The sequence below is a fragment of the Vibrio sp. 704 genome (genome assembly GCF_033339295.1).
Map to the genome: position 1 here is coordinate 1 of NZ_JAWOUH010000368.1, position 753 is coordinate 753.

Sequence of the window (753 nt, forward strand, 5' to 3'; positions counted from 1 at the left end):
GACGCAGCTGAAGATAAATTGGATAAGCCACCAAACATCGTAAAAGGTGCCGCATTTGATGGCGTTGAGCTACACACCGAAGGTCTTTTCAAAGACAAAGACCAAAGCCTTGTGAGCACAAGTCTGACGCATAATTTAGCGGGCACAGGCATTGAAGTTGAGCAAGTTGGCAACCTAATTGTTCTACACCCGACCACGATCGTAGAAAAATCCGGTGATTTTGAGATTGTTCTAACGGCGCAGGACAAAAACTCTAACGGGGATGTGCTATCAACTGTGAGCACAGTATTCGAAATCGAAATCGAATCTGCAAACTTACCACCAATGGTTGTTGAAGCAGAGCAAGCTCGCCTGCAATCCATTGTTGATGGCTGGTACCTACAACAGGGCGAACTGTTTGAACAAACGCTCGATGTTTCTGGTTTGTTCCAAGATAAAGACGGTCAGATCACCGACTACTCAGCGGACTACGTAGGCATTGAAGGCCTATCAGCAATTGAAGATGGCAATGCGATTGTCACCATTAAAGGCACACCGACAAAAGCTGGTGAATCTGGTGCAGCACTTACCATTAGCGCAACAGATGGTCATACCGCGGTGCAGATTGCACTCAGCATGCCAGAAGTAAAAGAAGGCGTTACGCCACCACCAGTAGTACCGACTTTGGGCTTCACGCAAGCGCACTTCAACGGTCAAGAATGGAAAATGGGTAGCTTTGCACAGAAAGATGGTGAAATTGGCTATGCCATGTTG

1 pseudogene is annotated in these 753 nt (G+C 47.0%); it reads left to right on the forward strand.

Features of this window, described 5'->3' with window-relative positions:
* Positions 1 to 753: pseudogene (locus R7R24_RS26515) on the forward strand (acid phosphatase); the annotation flags it as partial.